Annotated in this window: 19 protein-coding genes and 2 pseudogenes; 3 read left to right on the top strand and 18 right to left on the bottom strand. The window is 70.3% G+C overall.

Annotated features, from left to right (window positions below; genetic code table 11):
* The coding region (locus ABD256_RS42605) for a ferritin-like domain-containing protein (protein WP_344431849.1) at positions 1-280 on the bottom strand (280 nt) is incomplete at its 3' end.
* Positions 281-606: 326 nt separating this feature from the next.
* Positions 607-1,734 (bottom strand): LLM class flavin-dependent oxidoreductase, encoded by a 1,128-nt coding sequence (locus tag ABD256_RS42600; protein ID WP_344431847.1) that lies wholly within the window; start codon positions 1,732-1,734, stop codon positions 607-609.
* Positions 1,735-2,075: 341 nt separating this feature from the next.
* Here ABD256_RS42600 and ABD256_RS42590 point away from each other — a divergent pair, with 341 nt between their 5' ends.
* The gene (locus ABD256_RS42590; protein WP_344431845.1) at positions 2,076-2,558 is read left to right on the top strand and encodes a winged helix-turn-helix domain-containing protein; all 483 of its coding nucleotides are present in this window, start codon (positions 2,076-2,078) and stop codon (positions 2,556-2,558) included.
* A gap of 346 nt (positions 2,559-2,904) precedes the next feature.
* Here ABD256_RS42590 and ABD256_RS42585 read toward each other — a convergent pair whose 3' ends face one another.
* The 8 genes and pseudogenes from ABD256_RS42585 to ABD256_RS42550 all read right to left on the bottom strand — a co-directional run bounded on the left by ABD256_RS42585 (position 2,905) and on the right by ABD256_RS42550 (position 10,718).
* A complete protein-coding gene (locus ABD256_RS42585; protein WP_344431843.1) occupies positions 2,905-4,161 on the bottom strand; it encodes an HNH endonuclease signature motif containing protein in 1,257 nt (418 codons plus the stop codon).
* Positions 4,162-4,432: 271 nt separating this feature from the next.
* A pseudogene (locus ABD256_RS42580) lies at positions 4,433-4,828 on the bottom strand (IS66 family transposase); the annotation flags it as partial.
* A gap of 18 nt (positions 4,829-4,846) precedes the next feature.
* Complete coding sequence (locus ABD256_RS42575) at positions 4,847-4,999, bottom strand: hypothetical protein (RefSeq protein WP_344431841.1); 153 nt, start codon at positions 4,997-4,999, stop codon at positions 4,847-4,849.
* A 334-nt stretch (positions 5,000-5,333) separates the two neighbouring features.
* Entirely contained in the window at positions 5,334-6,461 is a 1,128-nt protein-coding gene (locus ABD256_RS42570; protein ID WP_344431839.1) for a SagB/ThcOx family dehydrogenase, read from the bottom strand.
* Positions 6,462-6,635: 174 nt separating this feature from the next.
* Positions 6,636-7,844 (bottom strand): MFS transporter, encoded by a 1,209-nt coding sequence (locus tag ABD256_RS42565; protein ID WP_344431837.1) that lies wholly within the window; start codon positions 7,842-7,844, stop codon positions 6,636-6,638.
* A complete protein-coding gene (locus ABD256_RS42560; protein ID WP_344431836.1) occupies positions 7,841-8,614 on the bottom strand; it encodes an ABC transporter ATP-binding protein in 774 nt (257 codons plus the stop codon). Before ABD256_RS42560 ends, ABD256_RS42565 begins: the two co-directional genes overlap by 4 nt.
* On the bottom strand, positions 8,611-9,654 hold the full coding sequence (locus tag ABD256_RS42555) for a FecCD family ABC transporter permease (RefSeq protein ID WP_344431835.1): 1,044 nt from the start codon (positions 9,652-9,654) through the stop codon (positions 8,611-8,613). The genes ABD256_RS42560 and ABD256_RS42555 overlap by 4 nt, the downstream gene beginning before the upstream one ends.
* Positions 9,651-10,718 carry an ABC transporter substrate-binding protein gene (locus ABD256_RS42550; protein WP_344431833.1) on the bottom strand — a complete coding sequence of 356 codons (1,068 nt, stop codon included), beginning with the start codon at positions 10,716-10,718 and terminating at the stop codon, positions 9,651-9,653. The genes ABD256_RS42555 and ABD256_RS42550 overlap by 4 nt, the downstream gene beginning before the upstream one ends.
* A gap of 1,018 nt (positions 10,719-11,736) precedes the next feature.
* On the opposite strand from ABD256_RS42550, the pseudogene ABD256_RS42545 reads away from it, so the two are divergent.
* Positions 11,737-12,465 (top strand): annotated as a pseudogene (locus tag ABD256_RS42545) (PP2C family protein-serine/threonine phosphatase); the annotation flags it as partial.
* A gap of 380 nt (positions 12,466-12,845) precedes the next feature.
* Here ABD256_RS42545 and ABD256_RS42540 read toward each other — a convergent pair.
* The 8 genes from ABD256_RS42540 to ABD256_RS42505 form a co-directional block, all read right to left on the bottom strand.
* Positions 12,846-14,282: an amino acid permease gene (locus ABD256_RS42540; RefSeq protein WP_344431830.1), complete on the bottom strand. Its 1,437-nt coding sequence runs from the start codon at positions 14,280-14,282 to the stop codon at positions 12,846-12,848.
* 73 nt (positions 14,283-14,355) lie between these two features.
* Positions 14,356-15,699: an aldehyde dehydrogenase family protein gene (locus ABD256_RS42535; RefSeq protein ID WP_344431829.1), complete on the bottom strand. Its 1,344-nt coding sequence runs from the start codon at positions 15,697-15,699 to the stop codon at positions 14,356-14,358.
* A complete protein-coding gene (locus ABD256_RS42530; protein ID WP_344431827.1) occupies positions 15,696-16,697 on the bottom strand; it encodes a proline racemase family protein in 1,002 nt (333 codons plus the stop codon). The genes ABD256_RS42535 and ABD256_RS42530 overlap by 4 nt, the downstream gene beginning before the upstream one ends.
* Position 16,698: 1 nt before the next feature.
* On the bottom strand, positions 16,699-17,622 hold the full coding sequence (locus ABD256_RS42525) for a dihydrodipicolinate synthase family protein (RefSeq protein WP_344431825.1): 924 nt from the start codon (positions 17,620-17,622) through the stop codon (positions 16,699-16,701).
* Positions 17,619-18,947 (bottom strand): FAD/NAD(P)-dependent oxidoreductase, encoded by a 1,329-nt coding sequence (locus ABD256_RS42520; RefSeq protein WP_344431824.1) that lies wholly within the window; start codon positions 18,945-18,947, stop codon positions 17,619-17,621. The genes ABD256_RS42525 and ABD256_RS42520 overlap by 4 nt, the downstream gene beginning before the upstream one ends.
* Positions 18,944-19,201, bottom strand: coding sequence for a (2Fe-2S)-binding protein (locus ABD256_RS42515; RefSeq protein WP_344431822.1), 258 nt, complete (start codon positions 19,199-19,201; stop codon positions 18,944-18,946). The genes ABD256_RS42520 and ABD256_RS42515 overlap by 4 nt, the downstream gene beginning before the upstream one ends.
* On the bottom strand, positions 19,198-20,370 hold the full coding sequence (locus ABD256_RS42510) for an NAD(P)/FAD-dependent oxidoreductase (RefSeq protein WP_344431820.1): 1,173 nt from the start codon (positions 20,368-20,370) through the stop codon (positions 19,198-19,200). Before ABD256_RS42510 ends, ABD256_RS42515 begins: the two co-directional genes overlap by 4 nt.
* A 50-nt stretch (positions 20,371-20,420) precedes the next feature.
* Positions 20,421-21,026 (bottom strand): helix-turn-helix domain-containing protein, encoded by a 606-nt coding sequence (locus ABD256_RS42505; RefSeq protein WP_344431818.1) that lies wholly within the window; start codon positions 21,024-21,026, stop codon positions 20,421-20,423.
* A 132-nt stretch (positions 21,027-21,158) separates the two neighbouring features.
* On the opposite strand from ABD256_RS42505, the gene ABD256_RS42500 reads away from it, so the two are divergent.
* Positions 21,159-21,821, top strand: a complete 663-nt coding sequence (locus ABD256_RS42500) for a tyrosine-protein phosphatase (RefSeq protein ID WP_344431816.1) — start codon at positions 21,159-21,161, stop codon at positions 21,819-21,821.
* Positions 21,822-22,242 lie beyond the last annotated feature (421 nt).

Genomic DNA, 22,242 nt, shown 5'->3' with positions numbered 1-22,242 from the left:
GCCCTTTCCCGGTGACCGCGTGCAGGTAGAACTGCGCTTCGAGGTATTCGAGGTTCAACGCGAAATTGAGTACCGCGCCGTCGCTCACGCCCCCGGCGGCGGCTTTGGCGGCCGGGGAAGGGCGGGCGGCGGCGACGGCGGTGCCACCGAGCCCGCCCAGCGCGCTCGCGCCGACGACACCCAGCCCGCCGAGCCCGGCGGCGCGGAGGAACCGCCGACGGTCACGCTCGTTTTCCGCACTGCGGTTGATCATTCTGCTGGCGAAGCTCTTGCCGAACACTGACGATCTCCTCACTGCCCGCCACGGGCGCGCGGGCTCGTCCGCCCGGCTTCGCGCGATGCCAGGGTGCGAAGCGCGGCGGTGGTCTTCGCTGACTCAAGGCCATTCGGAGTGGATGCCCGGCCGGATTGCCCCGATCTCCCGCGTTCGCCCGAACGAATATTCCCGCCGTCGCCGCGTCCGCGGTGCGGACCTCTGTTGCCGCCTCCGGCCCGCCCGCGCAATCGTCGTGACATCGACGAAGGGTGGTACGTCAGGGGCGCCCCGGCCGCGGACTCGCTTGCGGTCGACGGCTGAGCCGTCGGTCGCTGTCGACGGCTCAGCCGTTACCGCTCCAGCCAGGCTTCGGCGAGCAGTTCGTAGGAGCGGACGCGGTCGGTGTGGTCGTGGGTGATGGTCGTGATCGCCAGCTCGTCCGCGCCGGTCGCCTCCTGGAGCTGTGCCAGTTTCGCGGTGACCGTCGCCGGTGAGCCCGCGAACTGCGTGGCGACCCGGTCCGCCACGAGTTCGCGGTCTTCGCCGGTCCAGGGGAGCGCGGCCGCGTCTTCGGGGCTGGGGAACGGGATGGCGCCTTCGAACCGGCGGATGCTCCGGACCCACGCGGCGTACCCGGTGGCGAGCCGCTGCGCCTCCGCGTCGGTCCCGGCCACCACGACATCGGCCGAGACCGCCACGTACGGCCGATCGAGGGTGTCCGAGGGCTTGAACGCGGCACGGTAGGCGTCCACGGCTTCGAGCACGCTGGCCGGGCTGACGTGGTAGTTCGCCGCGAAGCGGAGCCCGTTCGAACCCGCGACGGTCGCGCTCAGCCCGGCGCTGCTGCCGAGGATCCACACCTCGACGTCCGCGCCTTCCCCCGGCGTGGCGTGCGCTTCGATGCCTTCGGGCGTGCGGTACGTGCCGCCGAGCAGCGCGAGGATGTCGGCGACCTGGGCCGCGTAGTCCGGCGGTGGCGCGCCGTCCGGCCGCAGCAGCGCGGAGCTCGCGGCGAACCGTGCCGAGGAAGCCAGCTTCACGATGTCGATCGACGCGGGTTTCGGGATGAGCAGCCCGTTGGGCGCGGTCCGTTCGACGACTTCGGTCGCGGGCCGCCGCGCCCGCTCCTTGAGGAGCTGAGGTCCGCTGCGGCCGAGCCCGAGGTCGATCCGGCCGGGGTGGCGCGCGTCGAGCAGCCCGAATTCCTCCACAGTGGACAGTGCGGTCCGGTGCGCGAGCTGGACACCGGCGGAGCCGAGCCGGATCCGGTCGGTCGCCGCGGCCACGAGCGCGATGACGACCGAGGGCGAGGCGCCGGCGACACCGGGGTTGAAGTGGTGCTCGGCGAACCAGTACCGCCGGTAGCCCGCGCGCTCCGTCCGTTGCGCGAGGTCGACGGTGTTGCGGATCGCGTCGCGCGTGGTGGAGCCCGCGGAGATCGGGACGAGGTCGAGTACCGAGAGCGGGATCGGGGACATGCGTGCCTTTCAGTCGCGTCCGGCCACGGCGGGTCGGGAAGTGCGTCGCGGAGGTTGTCCAAGGTCGCGTAGTCCTCGAACGCGCGCACCGGGTCGAGCAGGCTCAACGTGGTGACAGCGGTGAACAACCGGATCCGGGGTGTGCGTGATCAAGGTGATCAGCAGGAACTTCATGGCCCCCCTTCCCGCGTGCGGACCTCGAAGACAGTGTGCGACCGATCCCGCGTCCGGGTCGGCCGTGATCAAGGAGTGGGATTTCCACCGTGCGGGAAACGTTGACCGCGTCCGGCCGCGATGGTGCTATCGAAACACGAATCGGGGCAGCCACCGGAGGAAATCTCATGACCGCGTCCGTCGTCCGCGTAGCCACGGAGCCCAGCGGAATCGGCGTGCACATCCGCGTGTCGGGCCCGGCAGCCCCCACCGACTACCCCGGCCTGGTCGCCGACGTCACCGAAGCGATCGACGCGGTCCTCGCCCGCCGCGAAACCGGCGTAACCGTCCCTCCGCAACGAGGAAGCACGGGCGAACCACTGGTCGTCCACCTCGCCTCGCGCCAGGTTTTCGCGCACGGCGACCCCGTCCGCCTCACCAGACTGGAATTCGACCTGCTGGCATTTCTGTGCACCAGGCCCGGCGCGGTACACGACCGGACGACCCTGATGCGCGAGGTATGGGGAGAGCCGCACGGCCACGGCTCGCGCACCATCGACGTCCACATCCGGAAACTGCGCGAAAAACTGGGCCCGGGAACGGCGAACATCACTACGCTGATCGGTGTCGGGTACCGCTTCGATGGGTCGGGGACGGCGTTGGTGGCTTGATCCTCGGTCGCGTGGCTTGTCTCGGCTCGCGTGTTCTCGGGGAGCGTCAGTTCCCCCACGAACCGAACTTGATGGTCGCCTTGGTTGCCGTACCCGGCTGACATCGGTGAGCGGGCAGTGTCCCGTAACCCTCCGGTACTGGGGAGCCGGGGCGAGGCGGGAAGTGTGTGGTGGTTTCTAGTCCATTGTGGACGTAATGGGTTGCTCGCCGGGCCGCGCGCACAGTGGTGGCGGAGTATTGGGCGAGTGAGTGTTCCCGCAGGGGCGGGGCGGGTGGTGCTGGCCCCTGTCGGAAAACTGTCCACGGTGCTGCCGGGGTGCCCCGCTGGGGTGGCGGGGTTCCGGGTTAGGCGGCGCGGGGTTGGGCGGTGTGGATGGTGTTGGTTCTGGGTTTTCGCCAGGGGTCGAGGAAGGCTGGTGGGGTGAACTCTGGGAGGCCGTTGACCATGCGGAGTGTCCAGTCGCTGTTGTGCAGCAGGCGGTGGTGGTAGCCGCATAGCAGCACGAGGTTACCCAGGTCTGTCTTGCCGCCCGCATGCCACGGCAACACGTGGTGCGCTTCGCAGTGTCTCGGCTTGCGGGTACATCCGGGGAAGGCGCATCCGCAGTCGCGGATGGCGAGCATGTATCGGATCGCTTCGGTGACCAGGCGTTTGGCTCGTCCCATTTCCAGGGGCTGTCCTGCACCGTCGAGGATGGCGGGGATGATTTTGCAGTCGCAGGCGAGGATGCGGGCTTCGCTGGCGGTGATGTCGGTGACCATGTCCAGGCACGCCTTGCCCAGTTCCTTTTTCAGGTCGTTCAGGGTGATGGTGACGATGAGGTCCGCGCGGGTGCCGCTGCGGTTGGGGGAGTCGGGGTGGCTGGCGGCGAGGGTGACCATTTCCAGGAACGCATCCCCGTTGCGCTCAGCCTGCCCACGCACCAACGGATTATCACTCGGATCATCCTTACGAGCCGCAGCGAGTGGCTCCAGCAGTGCCAGGGTCTTCGCCCCGGAGATCGGATCGAGGTAGCCGTCGAATTTGACGGAGCCGTCTTTGCGGGTGTGCCACCGCATCGACCGTGCCGGTTCAGGAGTGTCGCGGGGTTCGGCGCCGTCGGGGTCGAGGGTGTCGCGGAGCCGTTGGCATCCTTGGGCAAGCTCCGGCATACCGGCGTTGCGGGCGAGGTCGACCAGAGTCTTCTCGGTCCTCTCCCGCTCCTGCGCCGACACCGTGGCCGGGATGGCCCGCAACGCTGCCACGATCGCGTCCGCGTGCTGCGCCGAGATCGCACCCTCCGCCGCCGCCTGCCCGGTCAACGGCGCCGCTGCCGGAATCTCCACGCCACCGACACCGTGGCTGGGGTTGAGCGCGATCGCCCGCGCCACCATCTTCCGCACCGCCGCCGACGAGGTCCGCGCGATCTCCGCCACCAACGCCGTCGTGGACGCATACCCCAGTTCGCGGGAGCCGCCGTTGTCGAGGTCGGCGATGATCCGGTAGACCCGCGATTCCTGCTGCCACAAGGACATCAACTCGTCCCGCAGCGCGGCGGCTTTCTCACGCGCGGTGAGTTGCCACAGCTCCCGCTGCGGTACAAGGGAAGAAGTCTCGGACACCCCACCATTCTACCGTGCCCGCACACGCAATCGAACGCACGATCGAGTGAAACGGCCGGGTAGCTATTCAGGTTGTTGCGAATTTTGTTGGCAGTCAAGGGTTCTCGGTGATGGCGTTGCGGAGTGCGGTGAGGGTGTGGATGTCGTTCTTTCGCAGAGTGGAGATGTAGGCGCGGACGCTTGAGTAGACGGTGACTGGTGCCCTGCTTGCGTTCCCGTTCGGGTGGGTGCAGCAGCAGGCCGACGTTGACGGCGCGGATGAACTGGGTGATCAGTGGCTTCGGAATCTCCGCGGGATAGCGCTGCGACCGGCATCGCGGGCTTTGTGAACGGCCTTGTTGAGCTTCTCCAGGGCGACCAGTTCGCGCAGATGGTGGGCGTTGCAGCGGGCGTGTGTGAGGCCGTAGTAGTCGTAGGGGCGCCAGCCGTCGTGGACTGCGGCACCACGGAAGGTCGGCAGGATCCCGAACTCGTCCATCGCTCCGCTGCCGCGCACCGGGTGGGCGAGGTATGCCGTGAGTGTGGATGTGCAGGCGGTGTGCAGCCACCAGGTCTTGCTCTCGACCCGGATTCCGGTCTCGTCGAAATGTGCCACCGGTGCCGTGCGTATCGCCGCGATGGCCTGGTTTTCGGACTTGTCCAGTTCGGTCGCGATCGGCGTGGGGACCTCCGCGACCCAGCCGGTCTAGACCGGCGTGCCCATCAGGTCCATCAGCAACTGTGCTGTCCGGGCGACCGGGATGTGCGGATAGGTCAGCAGAGACGCCGCCGGCGCGGTCACGTTCGGCCCGTAACACACCGGCGCGGTCGCCTCCCGTGGCGCGTCCGCGGCACTCACACGTCGGGCAGATCCACCACCTGCCGGCCCGTCGCACCGGCCCGTATGGACTCAAGGAAGAAGTGTTGCGAGACAAGGAACAACGCAACCGCAGCCCGGACTACGCGAGCCTCCACCTCCTCACTGTCCAACGCCTTCTTTTGAACCGCCACCCAACGCGGCGAAACAACCACAGCGAGAAGCAGCTACCCGATCCGAGTGGACCGCACGGGTCGCCTCCGGGAAGGGGCGCCGGTGGGGACGGGGCTCGTCACGCTGACCAGTGGCGTCCACAGTGGAACACGTGCTCCCGGATCGTGAGAACCCGCGCGGTGCGGGGAATTTCTGCCTAATCTCAGTACGGATGCGCGGCGACGCGCATGTCGATGGGATGCCCGTCGGTCGGTCCGGCCGGGCGTCCGGCGCCGAACAGGTACAGCGCGGTCTCGCTGATGCCGTCGATGCCGAGCGCCGCCTCGACCTCGCTGTCGCGGAACGCGGCGGTCTGGAACGGGCCGAGCCCGGTCGCGGTGCTCACGAGGTCGAAGGTCTGCGCGAGGTGCCCGGCGTCGAGCATGATCATGCGCAGCGTCCTCGGGTGCCGGTACTTGTAGGTGGCCCGTTTCACCAGTGCGGTCAGGAAGATCGTGAACCCGGCGGTGACCGCCATCTGCTGCCCGAAGGAAAGCCGGTCCACCTGCTCGCGGCCGAACTCGGCATCGATCAGTTCGAGGCTGTGCTGTTCGGGGTTGTAGTGGTACAGACCAGACGCGACGCCGTCGACGTTGAGCACGGCGACGTACGCCTCCAGTTCGTGCCGCGCGCCGCCGCCGGGGCTGGTGCGCATGAACAGCGTGCCGTACTCGCGGGCGTCGACGAAGTACATCGGGGCGAACGTGTAGTGCAGGACGGTGGCCAGTTCGCGCAGCGTCACCGGGCCGTCGGTGAACTCGCGGTGCGTCCGGCGCGCGAGGAGCACTTCGTCGAAACCGCGGTGCAACGGCAGGAACGCCCTTGGCAGCCGGACCCGCGGCGCGTCGGGGTAGTGCTTGAAGATTTCCGGCGGCGGGCCGCTTTCCTGCGCCACCGCGGCCGCTGCCGCGCGGTGCTCGTCGTCGTCGCCGATGTAGGCGGCGTCCTTCGTGCCGAAGTGGAAGAACCGGGCCTCCTCGCTCCAGCTCTCCCATTCCACGGCGAGCAGGTCCTCGCGCCCCGCCTCTTCGATGGTGCGCAGCAGCCCGGCTTCGGTCAGCACATCCAGTGAGGCGCGCACGGAATCCGGGTCGAAACCGGGCAGCGCGTCGAGCACCGAGTCGGTGTCGGTCCACTCGGTGAACAGGTCGAGCAGGCGGAGCGCGGTCTCGTCCACGACGACCGCGTTGTCCTCGTCGCCGTCGGAGGACTTGGTGGCGAGATAGTCTTCGAGGACGAACTCGCCCTCGCTCCAATAGCCGACGAGGCTGCGGGCACGACGAAGTTTCACGGGGTTTCCCCTCTCCAAGAACAACTCAGTGGGACACTGGTGGACGGGAGGCGGGGCAAGGTACTAGCTTGCCCCGCCTCCCGCTTTCGACCGGCTACGCCGGGTGGTTGGTCAGCAGGTTGCCGCGGGTCTTCTTACGACGCACCTTCACGACGAGCTTCGCCATCTCTCAGGTCACCTCCCTCCGGGTCCGGTTCCGGAATTGCCCTCGGCGAGGGCGTTCTGGGGTCCCAGCAGCGCGGGACGGGCGAACACGGCGATCGACGCCGTGACGAGGACGAGTGCGCCGAGGCTGGCCGTCGCGCGCCAACCGGCCTGGTCGGTGAGCCAGCCGCCGAGGCCGGTGCCCGCGGCGTTGCCCGCGAAGGTGGCGGTGGTGGCCCACGCGAACGCTTCGGCGACCGTCCCGGCCGGGGCGCAGCGGCCCACCAGCGCGAACTCGCCGACCGTCACCGGGGTGAGCGCGAGCCCGGTGACCACGGCGAGCGCGAACATCACCGGGACCGACGAGCCTGCCAGCAGGAGCAGGACACCGGCGCCGTAGCACGACAACAGGACCGCGTAGCGCCGTTCGACGGGCGTCCGCCAGTCGCGGGCGCCGTAGGCGAGCCCGCTCGCGGCGCTGCCGATGCCGATCGCGGTGTACAGCAGCCCGCCCGACTCGCCTGCGAACCCGATCAACGCCACCCGCACCAGCCCGAGTGCGAGGCCCGCCGCCGCGACCGTGCCGAGCACCAGCCGGAAACCCGCACTGCGCAACGGTCCGAGGCCGCGGCCGGACGCGGTGGGACGCGCCGCGCGGCACGCGGGCAGCGCGGCGAACACGCAGGTACCGGTGACCAGCAGCGCCCCGGTGACGATGACCGCGGTCACCGGCCCCGCGGCCAGGGTCAGCCAGGTCACCAGCAGCGGGCCGCCGATCAGGAACGCGTCGAGCTGGAGCGAGTCCAGGGTGAGCGCGGTCTCCAGCAGGCGCTCGCTCAGCCGTCCCCACCACAGCGCGCGCTGGCACGCGGCGATCGGCGGCACCGAAGCGCCGAGTACGACCGCGGTGGCGCCCAGCAGCCACGGCGACGGTGCGAACTCGGCGGCCAGCACCACCGCCGCGAACGCCAGCCCGTTCACCGCCGCGGCCCCGGCGAGCGGCCGGACCGGGCCGTACCGGTCGGCGAGCCTGCCGAGCGCGGGCGCGGTGACGGCGAACCCGACGGCAGCGGCGGCGGCCACCAGGCCCGCCTGCCCGAGCGAGCCGGTCGCCTCCTGCGCGAGCAGCAGCAAGGAAAGCCCGTACATGCTCACCGGGAGCCGGGCGAGCGCACCGGCGGCGAGCACCGCGGGGACGCCGTCGGTGCGCAGGAACCGCGCGTACTTTCCGGCGGTCACGGTCTTTCCAGCGGGGAGAGGATGAGGTGCGGCACCCCGGTCCGCGGGTGTGCGACGACGTCGGCGTCGACTTCGAAGACGTCGCGGACGAGGTCGGTGGTGAGGACCTCGGCGGGTTTTCCGCTGGCGACGATGCGGCCGCCGTCGAGCACGTGCAGGCGGTCGCAGTGCCCCGCGGCGAGGTTGAGGTCGTGCACGGCCATCAGGGTGGTGAGGCCGAGTTCGCGCACGAGCAGCATGAGGTCGAGCTGGTGGCGGACGTCGAGGTGGTTGGTCGGCTCGTCGAGGACGAGCACCTCGGTGCGCTGGGCGAGCGCGCGGGCGAGCAGGACCCGTTGCCGTTCACCGCCGGAAAGGGTGGCGTAGCGGCGTTCCGCGATCTGTTCGATGTCCGTTTTGGACAGTGCGTCGCCGATGATTTCGTGGTCCGCGGTGGTCATCGCGGCGAACGGGTGCTTGTGCGGGGTCCGGCCCATGGTGACCATTTCGCGCACGGTGATGTCGAAGTCCGAGCGCGTTTCCTGCGGTACCGCGCCGACTTTGCGGGCGAGATCGGCCGGGCGCAGCGTCGCGATGTCGGTGGAACCGAGCAGTACCCGGCCCGCGTGCGGTTTGAGGTGCCGGAACGCGGTGCGCAGCAGGGTCGACTTGCCGCTCCCGTTGGGCCCGATCACGCCGCTGACCTCACCGGGCGCGGCGATCAGGGAGGCGTCGGAAACGATGGCTCGGCCCGAGATCTTCACCTGGACGTCTTCGATCGCGAGTGTCATAGGCCGGTCTCGCTCACCCGGCGGCGGGACAGCAGCACGAGGAACACCGGCGCGCCGATCACCGCGGTCAGTATCCCGACCGGGAGTTCCTGCGGGCTCAGCAGCGAGCGCGCCAGCAGGTCGATCAGCACCAGGAACGCCGCGCCGGCCAGCAGTGCGGCGGGCAGGATGCGCCGGTGGTCGCTGCCGAGGGCAAGGCGGACCGCGTGCGGCACCACGAGCCCGACGAAGTAGATCGACCCGGACAGCGCGACCATCACGCCGGTGACCAGCGAGGTCGTCGCGAACAGTTCGCGGCGCAGCCGGGTGGGCGGGATGCCGAGGCTGGTCGCGGTTTCGTCGCCGACGAGCAGCGCGTTGAGCGCTCGCGCGCGCAGCAGCAGCGCGGTGAACCCGATGAGCAGCGCGACCACGGGCACGCCGAGGTCGGCCCAGCGCGCGCCGGCGAGGCTGCCGAGGATCCAGAAGAGCGCGGAGTTCGTCTTGCCGGGGTCGTCGGCCTGCAGCACCAGGTAGTTCGTCACGCCGAGCAGGGCGTGCCCGACGACGACGCCGACCAGCAGCAGCCGCGAGGGTGCGAGCGCGCCGCCGCGCACGGCGAGGGCGTACACCAGCGCGAACGCGGCCAGCGCGCCGAGGAACCCGGCCAGCGCGTGCGAGGTGGCGCCCCAGAAGCTGATCCCGAGCACGAGCGACCCGACCGCGCCCACCGTGGCGCCCGAGGAGATGCCCAGCAGGTACGGGTCCGCGACCGGGTTGCGCACCAGCGCCTGCGTGGACACGCCGACGAGGGAAAGCCCGGCGCCGACGAGCGCGGCGAGCAGCATCCTCGGCAGCCGCAGATCCCACACGATCGCGTCCTGGGAGATCGTCCACGACGGCTCGCCGAGCCCGGTGAGCCGGTGCCAGAGGATCTTCCACACCGTCAGCGGCGGCACACTGACCGAGCCGTACCCGATCGCGGCCGTCGCGGCGATCACCAGGGCTGTCGCGAGCCCGGCGAACACCACGGTCGTCGACACCCGGTGCCCGGCCTTCACCGGACGCGGTCCGGATGGAGTTGGTGCGCAAGGGAAACCGCGGCGTCGGCGTTGCGCACCCCGCCGTTCGAACCGGCTTCGTAGACCAGCCGGGCGAATCTGGCCTGCTTGACCGCGGGGGTGCCGGCCAGGCCGGGGAAGGTGCGGACGAACTGCTCCGCCTTGGCGAACTCGGCGTCGGTGTCGGCCTTGACGCCCTTGTCGTAGACGATCAGCAGGATCGCCTCCGGTGCCCGTTGCGCGACCTGCTCCCAGCTGACCTTCTGGTACGCCTTGTCGAGGTCGGAGAAGATGCTGCGCCCGCCCGCGAGTGCGATCACCGGGTTGACGCCCTGCCGGTTCCCTGGTGCGTAAGGGGTTTGCGTGCCCTCGTCGAACTCGAACGGGAACACGCTGACCGGCGGCGCGCCGGTGAGCGCGGCCGCCACGCCGTCGGTGCGCTGGCGCATGTCGGAGATCAGCTTGGCGGCCCGATCCGGTACGCCGAAGACCTTGCCGAGGCTGTCGATGTCGCGGTACACGAGGTCGAACCCGGTCAGCGCGCCCTTCGTCGCCGTCGCGCACGAGGTGCTCACCGCGAGGTACGAGGGGATGTTCTGGTCGGCGAGCTCCTGCTGGTTCGTCGCCCCGTTCGAATCGAAGTTCGAGGAGAATCCGCCGACGACGAAATCGGGCCGCGCGCCGACGAGTTGTTCACGCGGCACGGGTTTGTAGGACCCCGGTGCGTATTCCCCTGCCAGTTTCGGGATCTTCGCCAGGTCCTGTTCGAATTGCGGCGGGAAGGTACCCGGTTTCGGCGGCGAGCCGATTCCGACGATTTTGTCCTGGACTCCCAGCCAGAACAGAATCTCCAGCACACTGGTGGTCAGCGCGACCACGCGCCGCGGCGGCGCGGTGAACGAAGCCTGCCGCCCGCCGCAGTCCGAAACGGTGACAGGGGCGTAGTTCCGCTGTGCTGCTTTGGTGTCGTCCGGTACCCCGGACGGCCCACCGCACGCGCCCAGCGCGGCAACGAGTAACACGATCAGGGGGATGGGCTTGACGAAGCGTTCCTTCACCGGCATTCGGCGCTCCTAGCGGTCCTGTCGGGCGAACCGGGAGACCGTAGCGAACTTTCCGCGCCTTCGGTGATTCCGACCGCTGGATGAGACACCATCGAAACCAGGTAGCGCGCACATGCTTCGGATTCCGGTGGTGCGGCCCATTCCCAGCAGCCGCGGGTCGGACTGGCGAGCACGACCGCGACCTTTCCCCGCGGGCACGATCGCACGCACCCGGACACCGTCACCGTCACGGCTTCGCGTCCGAGCATGGCGTACATGAGCGCGCGCAGGCGTCGGACCCACGCGTCGTCCTTGCTGGACTCGCACCGGCCGCACACCATGAGCACGGCGCCCCGCCGCGGCCGCCATCCCGACTTCTCGCCTTCGCACACAGGGAGGAAGTCGTACGGCGGGCCGGGGTAGTTCCCGCCCGATCGGGGGTTCCAGGTGGAGTTGGCGATCTCGCGCGCCATCCGGCGAGATCTCGCCACACCCCGCGAGTTCGGCGGGCTTGTCCCGCATCCCCATGAGGGTGGGCAGGTCGATGTGGACGAAGATCTGTGGCTTGCCGCCACAGAATCAGCGATCAGGGAGCAGTCCGGAACTTCTTCTTCGATATCCGAAACACAATTCCACCGCGCCGCAAAACGAACAACCTCACCCAATCAGGTGCACAAAAGATCACAGCTTGCCACCACGGGGGAACCGCACGACCGCAGGCCGACAGACGAACGAGAGAACGTGCGTCGGGGACCCGCCACCGAGGAGCGACAGTTTCACACGGCGCGCCGAAGGCGTGCCCGTGACTCTCGCCGTGCCCCCGCCAAACCCCCACCTCACGAAGCCTTCAAGAAACCTCCTCAGGACCTCCGAGCAACCCCCAAGCCCCACACCCCCCGCCCCGCCTCCTGTCAAGAGATGTGACACAGGGTGGTCTCCGCAGGTCGGACCCCGTCGAGTCAAGGGCCGCGTAACCAGGAAGGGTGACGGGCTAAGGTACATTCACATCCTCCTACGGTGTTCATACGGAGCTGCGCTTATGCCCCTCGTGCTCAACTACACGGCCCGCAGTGACCGTGGCCTCGTGCGCTCGAACAACGAGGACTCCGTCTATGCGGGTCCCCGGCTGCTCGCGCTCGCCGACGGCATGGGCGGACACGCCGCGGGCGAGGTGGCCAGCAAGGTCGTGATCGCCGCGCTGGCACCGCTCGACGAGCACGAACCCGGCGACGACCTGCTCGGACCGCTGCGCGACGGCATCGCCGAGGGCAACGCGGCCATCGCCGAGCTGGTGACCTCCGACGCCGATCTGGAGGGCATGGGCACCACGCTCACCGCGATCCTGTTCGCCGGGACCAGGCTGGGCCTGGCGCAGGTCGGCGACTCGCGGGGCTACCTGCGCCGCGACGGGGTGTTCGCCCAGATCACGAAGGACGACACGTTCGTCCAGTCGCTGATCGACGAGGGCCGGATCACCCCGGCGGAGGCCAGGATCCACCCGCAGCGCTCGCTGGTGCTCAAGGCGCTGACCGGGCACGCCGTGGAACCGACCCTCGCCGTCCGCGAAGCGCGGGCCGGTGACCGGTACCTGATCTGCTCCGACGGCCTGTCCGACATGGTCACCTTCGAGATGCTGTCCGAGCTGATGGAGATGCCGGACCCGCAGGAGTGCGTGGACCGGATGATCGAGATGGCGCTCAAGGGCGGCGGCACCGACAACGTCACGGTGATCCGCGCCGACGTGGTGGACGTCGACGAGCGCGCGCCGCGGAGCGAGAGCACCTTGGCGCTGTCGCAGCCGAGCAACCCCCAGATGGAACCGGTCCACCCGAGCAGGCCCTCGATGGAACCGGTGCACCCGAGCCGCCCCTCGATGGAACCGGTGCACCCAAGCCGCCCCTCGATGGAACCAGTGCACCCGAGCCGCCCCTCGATGGAACCGGTGCACCCGAGCCGCCCCTCGATGGAGCCGGTCAGCCTCCCGCAGCCGTCCAAGCAGCAGGACACCGCGCCGATCGAACAGCCCCGGCGCAGCGGCCTGCGCGCGCTGCTGGTCACCTTCGGGATCGTCGTCGTGCTCGGCGGGCTCGCCGCCCTCGGCTGGTGGTACCTGCAGTCGCACTGAGCAGGTCTCCCCGAAGGTGCCCTTCAGGGCAGCCGGGTTTCACCTTCGGGCATCTTGCTCATGGCCGAGCGCCGGTACCCGTAGCCCGCGTAGAGCACGAGGCCGATCACGAGCCAGCCGAGGAACCTCGACCAGGTCACCCAGTCGAGCTGGCTGACCAGCCAGACGGAGAACGCGACGCCCACCGCGGGCACCAGCGGCACCCACGGGCAGCGGAACCCGCGCGGCAGGTCCGGTTGCCGCCGCCTCAGCACCACGACCGCGATCGAGACGACCATGAACGCGGCGAGGATGCCGATGTTGGTCAGCTCCGCGGCCTCCCTGATCGGCAGCAGCCCCGCGATCAGCGCGGAGACCACCCCGACGATCCAGGTCACCCTGCTCGGCACCTTGCGCACCGGGTGCGTCTTCGCGAACCACCTCGGCAGCAGGCCGTCGCGGCTCATCGCGAACCAGACCCTGGTCACCGCCAGCATGTTCGCGAACATCGAGGTCGTGATGCCCAGTACCGCGCCGACCGCGACCACGATCGCCAGCGACGGCAGCCCGACCGCGGCCAGCGCGCTCGAGAACGGGCTGTGCGTGTCGATGTCGCGGTAGTTCCGCATGCCGAGCAGGACCACGCACACCAGCACGTAGATCACGGTCGCGATACCGAGTGACAGCAGGATCGCCTTCGGCATCTTCTTGCGCGCGTCCTCGGTTTCCTCCGCGGCCGCGCTCATCGCGTCGTAGCCGTACACCGCGAAGAACGCCGTCGCCGCGCCCGTCACCGCGCCGCCGATGCCGTAGGGAAGGAACGGCGTGTAGTTCCCGCCCTTGATGTGGAACGCGCCCGCGACGACCACCACGAGCACGAGCACCACCTTCATCACCACGAGCGCGGTCTCGACCCTGGCCGAGGACTTGGCTCCCCGGTTGAGGATCCACGCGAGCAGCAGGCACATCAGCATCGCGAACAGGTCGATCCGGTGCCCGGAACCGGTTCCCGGCGCGCCGAGCAGCCAGCTCGGCAGGTCGAAGCCGAGCTGTTGCACCAGGTAGGAGAAGTAGCCCGAGACGCCGATCGCGACCACGGCCACGATCGCGGTGTACTCCAGCAGCAGGTCCCAGCCGATCAGCCAGCCGACGACCTCGCCGAGCACCGCGTAGGCGTAGGTGTAGGCGGAACCGGCCTTGGGGATGAGGCTGGTGAACTCGGCGTAGCACAGTGCGGCCGCCGCGCTGGCGAGCACCGCAAGCACGAACGAGATGAGCACACCCGGCCCGGCGAGCTGGTTCGCGACCACCCCGGAGAGGGAGAACACGCCCGCGCCGACGAGCCCGCCGAGGCTGAGCGCGGTGAGCTGCCAGGTGCCCATCACCCGTTTCAGCCCCGCGTCGCTGTTCACGGGCTCTTCGATGTCGTCGATGGGCTTGCGGCGGAACAGGCCGCGATCGGTGAGCGGCTTCGTTGCCATCTCGGTTCTTCCCTTCTCCAGGGCGTGCGCCATCGCCCGGCGGGCGGTGCCCGTCAGGTGTTCCGTGGTTCGCTCAGGCGAGCTGGACGGTGCGGGACGAGCTGTAGAAGCGCAGTGCGGCCTTGCCCTGCTCGCGCCCGCCGTAGCCGGACTCCTTCTCGCCGCCGAACGGGAGGTGGAAGTCCACCCCGCTGGTCGGCGCGTTGACCTTCACCATGCCCGACTCGCACTCGTCCACAAAGGACAGGACAGCGCCGAGGTCGTTGCCGTACAGCGCGGTCACCAGCCCGTAGGTGCCCGCGTTCGCCAGTCGCACCGCGGTGTCCACATCGGACACCTCGGTGAGCGTGCAGAGGGGACCGAACACCTCGGCGGTGTTGAGCGGCGCGTCGGGGCCGAGCCCGGTGACGACGGTCGGTGACGCGAACCAGCCGTCGCGGTCGGGGCACCCGCCGCCGGTGAGGACCTTGCCATCGGTGGCAGCCAGCACCCGTTGCCGCGCGGCCTCGTCGATCACCGGGCCGACCGCGATTCCTTCGTCAGCCGGGTCGCCGACACCGAGCGCCTCGATCTTCGCCACCAGGGCATCCGTGAAGTCCGCGGCGGCACCCACCACCAGAACTCGTTTCGTCGCCGTGCACTTCTGGCCGGCGAACCCCATCGCGGCCGCCGCGATCTGCGCCGCCGTCCGGTCGAGATCGGCGTCGGGCAGCACGATCGACGAGTTGAGCCCGCCCATTTCGCACTGCGCGGGGATCCCGCGTTCCGCCGCGGCCACCGCCACCCTGCGGCCGACCGTTCCCGAGCCGGTGAACGACACGACGTCGGCGAAACCCACCAGCGCCGCGCCCGTGTCACCGAGTCCGGGTGCCACCGCGAAGAGCCCTTCGGGCAGGTGCGGGGCGAACAGCTCCGCCAGCCGCAGCGCGCACCCGGTCGCGGCGGGCGCCGGTTTGAGCACGACCGCGTTGCCGCACGCCAGCGCCGGAGCCGCCTTCCACACCGGTATCGCGAGCGGGAAGTTCCACGGCGTGATCAGCCCGGCCACCCCGTGCGGGCGCCGGACGGTGAAGTCCAGCCCGTCATGGCGCGGGTAGGTTTCGCCGACGGGGTCGAAGCACTGCTGCGCGTAGTACCGCAGGATCGCCACCGTGCGGCCGACCTCGCCGAGTGCTTCGGCGATCGGCTTGCCCACCTCGCGAACCACGAGATCGGCCAGCTCGCGCCGCCGCTCTGCCACGACGTCCGCCATCGCGGTCAGCGCGGCGGCGCGATCGGCCACCGCGGACCGTGCCCAGCTCCGGTGCGCCGCACGGGCTTTCGCCACGGTCCGGGAAACTTCTTCGGCCGACGTCACCGGGCAGTCCAGCACCACGTCGGCGGGACGCTGCGGAGAGGTCGAGACGACTCGGGTCACAGGGTGAACCCCCTCGGGAACGGGTCGGTAGGATCGAGCAGGTACTGGCCCATCCCGGTGATCCAGGCGCGACCGGTCACGGTGGGCACCACGGCGGGTAGCCCGCCGACGCTGGTTTCCTCGATCAGCCTGCCGGTGAACCGGGTGCCCAGCAGCGATTCGTTGACGAAGTCGTCGCCGATCGCCAGCTCACCGCGCGCGTGCAACTGCGCCATCCGCGCCGACGTGCCGGTGCCGCACGGCGAGCGGTCGAACCAGCCGGGATGGATCGCCATCGCGTTGCGCGCGTCGCTGCCGTCCTTGCCCGGTGCGACGAACTGGACGTGCTTGCACCCGGTGATCGCGGGATCGGCCGGGTGCACCGGCCGGTCGGCCGCGTTGATCGCGTCCATGATGGACAGTCCGGCGGTGAGAATACTGTCCTTTTCGGACTTGTCGAACGCGATGCCGAGGTCGGCCAGCGTGACCATGGCGTAGAAGTTTCCGCCGTACGCCATGTCGTATCGAACCGTGCCGAGGCCCTCGACGTCCACAGTGGCGTCGAGGCGCAGCGAGAACGACGGCACGTTCTGGATGGTCACCGCCTTCGCGCGACCGTCCTGCACGGCGACCTCGGCCACCACCAGCCCGGCCGGGGTGTCCAGCCGCACCTTCGTCACCGGCTCGGTCACCTCGACCATCCCGGTCTCCACGAGCACGGTGGCGACGCCGATGGTGCCGTGCCCGCACATCGGCAGGCAGCCGGACACCTCGATGTAGAGGACACCCCAGTCGGCGTCCCCGCGCGTCGGCGGCTGCAGGATCGCCCCGCTCATCGCGGCGTGCCCGCGCGGCTCGTTCACCAGCAGCTCGCGGATGTGGTCGAGATGCGCCATGAAGTGGACGCGCTTCTCGGCCATCGTGGCACCGGGAACCACCCCGACGCCGCCGGTGATCACCCGCGTCGGCATGCCCTCGGTGTGCGAATCGACCGCCGAGAAGTACCTCGACGCCCGCATGTCAGGCCGCCACCGGGTGCGCGGCGAGGTGGGCGATCGCGCGCCGCAGGTCGGCGTCGAGCGCCGCGAGCTTGTCCTCCGGCAGCGGCCCCCTCGGCGGACGGCACGGGCCGCCGAACCGGCCGACCAGCTCCATGCCCCGCTTGATCGCCTGCACGAACTCGGTCCGCGAATCCCAGCGGAACGCCGCGACGAGCGGTTCGTACAGCGCGCGTGCTTCGGTCAGCTTCCCTTGCTGCGCAAGGGAAAACAGGTGTGCCGATTCGGCGGGGAAGACGTTGGGGAACCCGGCGAACCAGCCGGTCGCGCCCATCAGCAGCGCTTCGAGCGCGACGTCGTCGGCACCGGCGACCACGGTCAGCGCCGGGGCCAGCTCGCGGATTTCGAGCACCCGCCGGACATCGCCGGAGAACTCCTTGACCGCGACCACGTTGTCGAGCCGAGCCAGCTCGGCGACCACCGGCGGCAGCAGGTCCACCTTGGTGTCGATCGGGTTGTTGTAGACCATCACCGGCAGCCCGACGCTCGCCACCTGCTCGTAGTGGTGCATCACCTCGGCGGTGTTCGCGCGGTACATCGTCGGCGGCAGGCACAGCACGCCGTGCGCCCCGTCCTCGGCCGCCTTCTCGGCCCACTCGCGGGCCTGGTGCGCCCCGACACCGTGCACGCCCACCACCACGATCCCGTCGTCGCCGACGGCTTCGATCGCGGTGCGCGCCACCGCGCGCCGCTCTTCGGAGGTGAGCGACGAATACTCGCCGAGCGACCCGTTGGGCCCGATCCCGCGGCAGCCGTTCTCGATCAGCCAGCGGCAGTGCTCGGCGTAGCGGTCGAGGTCGACCCTCAGCCCGGCGGGCGCGCTCCCGTCCTCGGCGTAGGGCAGCGCGGTCGCCACGATGACCCCGTCGAGCTTTTCCTGCGTCATTCGTCCTCCTTGAGAGTGTCAGCCAGTTCGCCGAGCCGGATCGGCGCCGCGATCGGACGTTTCGCGTAAGCGGTGCTATCGGTGCCGGTCAGTTCGGCGACGGTCCGCCCGCAGATCCGGCCCTGGCACTGCCCGAGCCCGGCCCTGCTGACGAGCTTCAGCGCGCGAACACCGGTGGCGTCGCGCTTTTCGACCGCGTCGCACAGCGCGCGGTAGGTGACTTCTTCACACCGGCAGACGAGCGTGTCGCCGGTGAGCCGGTCACGCCAGCCTGCCCGGACCGGGTAGGCCGTTTCGAGCGCGGCTGCGAACTTCCGCCCCGCTCGCACCCCGCGCAACGCGCGATGGGGGACCGGGGCGCCCGCGGCGGCGGACCCGGCCACGGTGCCTTCGTGCTTGGACAGAACGGCGCCGCCGATCCCGGTCAGCTCGCCCGCCGCGAACACGCCCGGCACCGAGGTGCGCTGGGCGAAGTCCACTTCGACGAACCCGTCGCGCAGCGCGCAGCCCGCGGCGACGGCGAGTTCGAGCTGGGGGAGGAACCCGAAGCCGACGCAGACCGCGTCGCACTCGACGCGCTGCTCAGTGCCGTGGACCACGCGCCAGTCGCGGTCGACCCGCGCCGTCGTCACCGCCTCCACGCGGTGCCCGCCGTGTGCCGCGAGGACGGTGGTGCGGGGCCGGTAGGGCACCCGGTGCCGCGCCAGCACGGCGAGATAGCGGCCGAGTTCGGTGGTCTTGGCGGCGCCCGCGAGCAGTCCGCCGGGGTTCGCGAGCCAGCCCGCCACCGGGTGGTTCGCCTCCAGCACGCCGAGCACGTCCGCGCCGACGTCGAGCAGGGATTCGGCCACCGGGAACAGGAACGGCCCCGTCCCGGCCAGCAGCACGCGGCGGCCGACCGCGACCCGCTGTCCCTTCGCCATCGCCTGCGCGGCGCCCGCGGTGTAGACGCCGGGCAGGTCCCAGCCGGGGAACGGCAGCGCGCGGTCGTACGCGCCGGTGGCCAGCACGAGCGCGGCGGCTTCGACCGTGCGCCCGGTGCGGCCCGGCCCGTCGGCCGGTCCCGCGCGCAGGTGCAGCCGCGGGCCGTGTTCTCCGTGTTCTCCGTGTTCTCCGGGGTCGATGGCCCAGACAACGGTGTCGGGCAGGTGCGTCACGTTCGCCGGATATGTGAACTCTTCCTTGGTGCGCAAGGAGTTCTGCCGGTGGTACTGGCCGCCGAGCTTGGCGCCGGAGTCGATCAGCAGCACCTCGGCGCCCGTTTCGGCGGCGGCGCGCGCGGCGGCCATCCCGGCTGGCCCGGCGCCGACCACGACCACGGTCATGACGGCAGCTCCGCGCCGTGCTGGGTGCTGACCCGATCGCCGTCGGCGAGCATCCGCTGGCAGGCGCGCACGTCCGGGACGCCGTTCACCACCACCAGGCAGTCGAAGCAGACACCGATCCCGCAGAACACGCCGCGCGGCCTGCCGTTGCCGCGGGTGCTGCGCCACGACGACCGCCCCGCGGCGAGCAGCAGCCCGGCCACGGTCTGGCCAGGCACGGCGGTCATCGGCTCGCCGTCCACGCTGACGTTCATGCCAGTACCTCCGCACGGCCCACTCGGAACGGACTCGGGTCCACAACGGACTCTTTGCCCCGGAAGAGATCGGCGAGCAGCCGCCCGGTGGCCGCGGCGAGGCCGATCCCGGCGCCTTCGTGACCGGTCACGTGCCAGAGCCCCGGCAGCCGGGGATCCGCGCCGATCACCGGCAGGTGGTCCGGCGCGTAGGGCCGGAACCCGCCGTAGGCGCGCATCACGGGCACGGCGGAGAGGAACGGGAACAACGACACCGCCTTGCGCGCCAGCTCCGCGAGCACGTCCACCCTGATGGTCTCGTCGAACCCCACCCGCTGACGGCTGGAGCCGATCAGCACGGTGCCCGCGCCCGTCGACTCGACCACGGTGGAGGTCTGGAGGTCCGCGTCACCGCTCGCGACCGCGCCGACGTAGTCCGCGTCGTACACCTTGTGCCGCACCGATTCCGGCAGCGGTGCGGTGACCAGCACCATGCCCCGCCTCGGCAGCACGGTGATCGGTGCGCCCGCCGCCGCGGCGAACTCACCCGACCACGGCCCGCACGCGTTCACCACCGCGCCGCACGGGAGCACGCCGTGGTTCGTGCGGACGCCGCTGATCGAACCGCCGCTGGTGGTGACCCCGAGCGCGGTGTGTCCGGAAAGGACGCTGCCGCCCCGTGCGCGCACCGCGGCGAGCAGGGTGGTCGCCGCGAGCACCGGTTGTAGCTGCGCGTCCTCCGGGTACCACACGGCGGCGGTGACTTCCTTGGTGAGCAACGGTTCCAGCTCGGCTGCTTCGTCGGCGCCGATCACCTGTGCGTCCACACCGGACTCCTTTTGCACCGCAGCGAAGTCCCGCAGTGGCCCGGCTTCACCCGTCGAGACGACCAGCCCGCCCTTGGGGTCCCATTCGGCGTCGGCGAGGTCGTCGCCGAGTTCCGCGCGGAGCCCGTCGAGGAGTTGCGGCCACAGCCGCCGCGACGCCTTCGCCAGCTCCAGCTCCGGGCCGGGTTCCTTGTCGGAGACCAGCACGTTGCCCTCGCCCGCCGCGGTGGTGCCACCGGCCGGCGCGCCGCGGTCGAGCACGGTCACGGTGAGCCCCGCCGCGCTCAACGCCTCGGCGCAGGCGGCACCGATCACCCCGGCACCGGCGACCACCACGTCGGGATGCGCCACGAATACCTCCAAGCGTTCATTGAAATGAACGATCGGAGACTAAGCGGCCGGGTGGACCCCGGTCAACCCCTCCGCTCGCCCGCGGTGCAGGAGCCGCCCAGCGTCGGCGGTCCCGCGTCGGCCGGGTACTCCAGCAGCAGCACCGAGAGCACCGGTCCGCCGATCGTCTCGTAGATGTGCGGGGTCTGCGCGGGGAAGCACACGTAGTCGCCTGGCTGCAGCTCGAACGGCGAGTCCGGCGGACCGACGCGGAGTACCCCGGAGGTGACGACGACGTGCTCGCGGCCGGGATGGCCGTCCGAATGCTGCACCTCGCCCGGCCGGACCCGCTGGTCGTAGAGCTCGAAGACCGTGTCGGTGACGTCCATCCTGCGGAGCATGCGCAGGTCGACCGCGTTGCTGCTGAGCACCTCCAGCCCGCCGCCGCGCACCAGCACCACGTCCGGATCGGCCCGCTCGGTCAGCAGGCTCGACACCGGCACCCCCAGTGCGTTCGACAAACTGAACACCGTATCGATCGTCGGGTTCCCCGTGCCCGATTCGAGCTGCGACAGCGTGCCCTTCGCGATGGCGGACCGCCGCGCCAGCTCGGACAGCGACATGCCCGCCTGCTCCCGCAGCACGCGCAGGTTCGCCGCCAGAATCCGCCCAGCCTGCTCCTTGACCACCCGGACCTCCTCATCGGCGCCTTCTCGCGAGGTTACTTGCTCTCAACTCGGGTTGAGCGTGCACGGTGTCGCAGTGACCACAGTGGATGACGGCCCGGCTGGCACCGCGACCACGCTCGCGGGGGAGTGACCGTGCCGCTTGCGAACTTCCGCGATGTCGGCGACGGCGGTGCGGTCCGCCGCGGTGTCCTCTTCCGCAGCGACACGCTGCAGGGACTCGACGCGGCCGAGGTCGCCGAGCTGACCGCGCTCGGCCTCCGGTTCGTCGTCGACCTGCGTGCCGCCGCGGAGGCGCTCGAAGGCGGACGCCCGGTGCTCGGCCCGCGCGCCTGCCACCTCAACGTGCCGTTCGACAACGTGGACGGCCACGGCGCACCCCTGGAATCGGTGTACCTCCACCACCTCCGCCACGACGACAACGTCAGGGTCGCGATCGAACTGCTGGCCGCCGCACTGCCCGAGCCGACCCTGGTGCACTGCGCGGCGGGAAAGGACCGCACCGGAATGGTGATCGCGCTCGCCCTGGGCGCCGCCGGTATCGGCCACGACGACATCGTGGCCGACTACCTGCGAAGCGGCCCGAACATGCCGAGCGTGCTCCGGCGGTTCCGCGCCTGGCCCAGCTTCCGCCAACGGTCGATTCCCGAGGACTACTACCAGTGCCAGGAGTCGGTGATCAGAGCCTTCCTCGACTGCGTGTCGGGGGAGTTCGGCGGGTTCGACGGATGGGCTCGGCAGGCGGGCGTCTCCACCGGTGCGATCACCCGGCTCCGGCAGGCGCTGAACCCGTCATGACGGCGACCCATGGGTGGGACTTCTTCCGGGGCGTGGTCCTTTGGCGGGCGCGTGTTGGCCGCGCGGCTTGTCCTGGTTCGCCCTCCGGTGCTGGGGAGCCGGAGGCGAGGTGGGAAGTGCGTGGTGGTTTCTGGTCCATTGTGGACGTAATGGGTTGCTCGCCGGGCCGTGCGCACAGTGGTGGCGGGGTTCCGGGTTAGGGCCTGTGTCGAAGTAGGTCAGAGCCATTCGTTGATCGTGGCGGTGTGGACGGTGGCTTCGTGGTGGACGGCGAGTTGTCGTAGCGGGTGGCCACGGCGCGGTGGCGGCCCGCCCTTCGATCCTTTGGCCTTGCGGTGAGCGTCCTGGTCGGCCTTGCTCGGAATGGTCGCCTTGATCCCACGACCGCGCAGGTGAGCCCGGTTGGCTCACGCAGGTGTAA

It is taken from the genome of Amycolatopsis minnesotensis (genome assembly GCF_039529815.1).
In the GTDB taxonomy this organism is placed as follows: domain Bacteria; phylum Actinomycetota; class Actinomycetes; order Mycobacteriales; family Pseudonocardiaceae; genus Amycolatopsis; species Amycolatopsis minnesotensis.
Note: the sequence above shows the minus strand (reverse complement) of the source record. Positions and strands in the feature narration are given on the sequence as shown.

Bases quoted from the DNA above. Each gene is read 5' to 3' on its own strand.
- ABD256_RS42550 (WP_344431833.1), bottom strand. From the start codon at position 10,718: ATGCCGGTGAAGGAACGCTTCGTCAAGCCCATCCCCCTGATCGTGTTA.
- ABD256_RS42600 (WP_344431847.1), bottom strand. From the start codon at position 1,734: ATGTCCCCGATCCCGCTCTCGGTACTCGACCTCGTCCCGATCTCCGCG.
- ABD256_RS42515 (WP_344431822.1), bottom strand. From the start codon at position 19,201: ATGAACGTCAGCGTGGACGGCGAGCCGATGACCGCCGTGCCTGGCCAG.
- ABD256_RS42530 (WP_344431827.1), bottom strand. From the start codon at position 16,697: ATGCGGGCGTCGAGGTACTTCTCGGCGGTCGATTCGCACACCGAGGGC.
- ABD256_RS42590 (WP_344431845.1), top strand. From the start codon at position 2,076: ATGACCGCGTCCGTCGTCCGCGTAGCCACGGAGCCCAGCGGAATCGGC.
- ABD256_RS42520 (WP_344431824.1), bottom strand. From the start codon at position 18,947: ATGACCGTGGTCGTGGTCGGCGCCGGGCCAGCCGGGATGGCCGCCGCG.
- ABD256_RS42540 (WP_344431830.1), bottom strand. From the start codon at position 14,282: ATGGCAACGAAGCCGCTCACCGATCGCGGCCTGTTCCGCCGCAAGCCC.
- ABD256_RS42525 (WP_344431825.1), bottom strand. From the start codon at position 17,622: ATGACGCAGGAAAAGCTCGACGGGGTCATCGTGGCGACCGCGCTGCCC.
- ABD256_RS42560 (WP_344431836.1), bottom strand. From the start codon at position 8,614: ATGACACTCGCGATCGAAGACGTCCAGGTGAAGATCTCGGGCCGAGCC.